3 protein-coding genes are annotated in these 3428 nt (G+C 55.7%); all 3 read right to left on the reverse strand.

The window, feature by feature from the left end:
• Positions 1-1766: 1766 nt before the first annotated feature.
• Positions 1767-2486, reverse strand: a complete 720-nt coding sequence (locus FO013_RS15035) for an ATP-binding protein (protein ID WP_143923382.1) — start codon at positions 2484-2486, stop codon at positions 1767-1769.
• Positions 2483-3049 carry a hypothetical protein gene (locus FO013_RS15040; RefSeq protein ID WP_143923383.1) on the reverse strand — a complete coding sequence of 189 codons (567 nt, stop codon included), beginning with the start codon at positions 3047-3049 and terminating at the stop codon, positions 2483-2485. Before FO013_RS15040 ends, FO013_RS15035 begins: the two co-directional genes overlap by 4 nt.
• Before the next feature lie 140 nt (positions 3050-3189).
• A partial coding sequence (locus tag FO013_RS15045) for an LAETG motif-containing sortase-dependent surface protein (protein ID WP_143923535.1) occupies positions 3190-3428 on the reverse strand: 239 nt, incomplete at its 5' end.

A 3428-nucleotide genomic window follows, 5' to 3' on the forward strand; every position in this document is an offset into this window, starting at 1 on the left:
CAGTATCAGTGGCGATAAATGCCTATCCGCGCAATCTCTAAGTGTTCGGATCGGCGACGTGGCTGCTATTCATCGTGCCCAGTTTCTGGTTACTTAGGAGCAGCATCGTCTACCGGAGGAAGAGAGCGCCATGCACGATGTCGATCGTTCAGTGGCACAGCCAACGAGTCGGTTAGTCAGGGGTCGGAGTCTCGGAAGCATCTGCCCCACCCGAGGGTTCCTCTGTGTCGGAGGGTTCCGGCTCCTTAGTCGGGGTAGGCGCCTCGGTGCTCGGTGGATCAGGTTCGTCAGAAGGCGTCGGATCAGCTGGCGTGCTCGGTTCGGGAGGCTCCCCAACTGGCGACTCACTATCGGGTGGGCCGCTAGTACGAGAAGGTAATGTGTTGCCACTTGAGGGAGGACGTGACGTAACAGGAGTTCTTGCTTCCGAGTTTGGCTCGTCATTGTTGGGCGGTGCACCGCCGGATGAGTCGCCCTCTTTTTTAGAAGGTTCCGGCGAGTTGTGTCCGTGTGCCGATTTTCCCTCGTTTGCCAAATCGGGATGACTGCCACCCACTCCCCCGCCGCTGGTCTCATCTTCTGCCGATTCAGGCGTTCGCAGTGGCGCTGTCGAACTCTCGTCAACCGAACTCCCTGCAGGTGTTTCATCCTGGTCACGTGACTCCCACGTAAATCCAAGGAAAAGCACCGTCACACTGATAACAGCCGAACCAATCACTGCCAGTACCAAACCTGGCCCAGAGGTAAAACCTCCAACCTGTGTCTTCAACAGTTTGTCTGATAAATCGCCCGCGCACTGGGCATCCGAATATTTGGTGGGAGTAGTTACTTTACTAAGGCTGGTGTTGAGCTCTTCAATACAACGAGCGTCAAATCCCTGAGTTCGTACCGCTACAATAGTCTCGGCAAACTGTTCAATCAATGCAGGAGAGCAGAGAACAGCATGAATCAGCGCTGTTCGGAGATCGGTTGACATCTGATCGACCTTGCCGTCGAGGGGCGAGCCAGTCTCTCGGACTGTTCTAGGTTCTTCGGGGTAGCCGGGTAACCCTCCGCCCGAATCGCTTCTTTTCAGCGTCACGCTCGATTTCTCCCAGACGCATCCGTCCTCTCGGAAAAACCGTTGCTTCGCCGCGAGCCGTAGATCTCGTTCTGCACGGCGGCTCAACCGTTTTACCCTCCGTGCGTCACTTCCGAGGTGCTTGGCAGCCACGTCAAACGGCAGATCCTCGACTCGAATTAGCCATAGGATTCGTCGCCAGTGTTCAGGACGCGACGCGAAAGCTTCCGCGACAATTTGAGAGAAGTCGGGTGAAGCATATTGCAGTTTTGACTGAGACATCTTAAACAAACCTGGGCGCTCGGAACGTACGGATCTCATCTCAGTCGCGCCGGAATCGGCCTTACTGATTACCTCCGCCATGATATTAAGGTGAGGTTCGTCTATAGGGTCCATGAGAAGCCTCTTCAGTACTGAAAGGAAGGCTTCTCCAGTCACAGCTTGGATCTGGTGTGATGACAAGTCTGGGACCTTGGCGACGACATGGTCACCGATGCTCCCAATATGGCGGGCGTAAAGTGTGGCGAATGCTCCGGTTGTGCCCGCGTGAACGAGCCCGAGGAGTTCATGATCCGTCAACTCGAGTGTAATAGCTCGAGGAGAGTGTTCTGATGGGTTCATCTAGCTCAACCTGTGACTTCGCTTCGCCATCTGTTGAGGAAGCAGATGAGGAGTCGCTGCTCCTGTGAGATATGTCATGGACCGCTCATTGGCTTTCTGGTTGGGTGACGTCCTCTGGGTCCGGGGCAGCGATGTCGGCAGTAGTATCGAATTCGTCGATCACGATGGTGGCATCGACATCATCAGCGCGGCTGACAAGGGTCGCAGTAGTGATTTCGCCTTCGGATGGAAGGTCGAGTAGTGTTGATCGTTCTTTGTCTCCGAGTGTGTATCGGATGGATTCTTCACCGTCGATGTCGACTTCTCCTTCGACCGTGACCTCGCCGGCGCTTATCGCTTCGACCGTTGATACCAGCCGGTCATAGTCATAGGTCTTCGTGATTTGGTCGCCCTGGGCGGCTTGGAATACGACGTACTTACCGAGTGCTGGTGTCGCGTCGTAGCCGAATGATTCCCAGTACTCTTTCGGACCCTTGATCCACAGCAGTCCCGATGCTCTGATGAGATCGATGCTGAGGTCGAGTGATCCTGAATCGATCGAGGCTTCGCCTTTGAACGCGCTTTTCTCACGGTCGAACACGAAGTCAGTCCGCTGTGTACCGTCATCAGCATCAACAGTGCCTGTTGCGTGGTAGGACTTTAATGACTTCAGGTCGTCTTTGAACGCGGAGAAGCGTTCCATTGCTGCTGTATTGCCGGCATCGTCGAGTGGTTTGACCTCAGCGTCAGCACTTCCACCAGAGGTACAAGCAGTGAGGGTCAGCGCTAGTGTTGCGATCGTCGCAGTGAGGGTTCGGTGTTTCATTGTTTCTCCTCGGCGATGAGTTTCGTGATATCAACTCCGCATTTCTCTTTGACAGAATCGGCCTGGTGCCGGTAGGTAGAGTTCGCAGTTTGTGTCGCGTCTGATAACAGCACAAGGAAGTCAGTGTTTGAGACTTGCCCCCCACTGCTTTTGAACAAGTTGGTCGCTTCACTGTAGTCGTCACTAACAGCTTTCCACTCCTCTTCAGCAGCCTGGTTTGGGGCCAGCTTGCTGATGTGGGCTGTTCCGGAGACGAGAAGATCGAGTCGGTCGCCCATCTGCCCGATCGTCGCTTCTTCATCGTCTTCTGCTGCTTCATCATTAAGCTGGGCTAAATCGGCGATCGCCTCGCAATAGGTGTCTGCCTTCGACGGATCCGTGTAGGACGGTGCCGTTCGTGTTTCCGGAGCCGGGCTAGTTGATCGAGACGGTACATCCACATCGGTGCCAGCCGAGGGAGTAGAGGCTTCAGTGCTCGGTTCCTGACCTTCTTGGCATCCGGTCAGGGCGAGGATGGAAATGGCGACAGTGGCCACTAGGCGGCCGGGAACTGCTGATTTCATCGAATGGTTCCTCTCTCACGAGAGTGTGTATTGGTCACTGAGTTTCAGGTTTTCACGCGGAAATGTGTGGTGGGAGTCGGTAACTTTCGTTACCGACTCCCACCACGCTACTGCGCTATTTGTCTACTGATCGTGCGGTCTCAGTTCGAGGCGCGACGGCGTGTGAAGTAGACGGCTGCTGCGCCTGCGGCCAGCAGTGCTGCGCCGAGTCCGATCAACGGGGTTGTTGCGTCGGAACCGGTACGGGGCAGGTGACCACCAGCGTTGTTGTCGTCGCTGTTGCCGGACGCGTTTGCGGCGCTACCGCCTGCAGTGGCACCACCGTTGTCATCAGCCGAACCCGAGTCGGTGTCCGTGCCGTTGTCATCAGCCGAACCCG

This window comes from Brevibacterium aurantiacum, assembly GCF_007558825.1.
Lineage (GTDB): Bacteria > Actinomycetota > Actinomycetes > Actinomycetales > Brevibacteriaceae > Brevibacterium > Brevibacterium aurantiacum_A.

Excerpts from the sequence above, each read along its gene's own strand:
- FO013_RS15035 (WP_143923382.1), bottom strand. The coding sequence starts at position 2,486 with ATGAAACACCGAACCCTCACTGCGACGATCGCAACACTAGCGCTGACC.
- FO013_RS15040 (WP_143923383.1), bottom strand. The coding sequence starts at position 3,049 with ATGAAATCAGCAGTTCCCGGCCGCCTAGTGGCCACTGTCGCCATTTCC.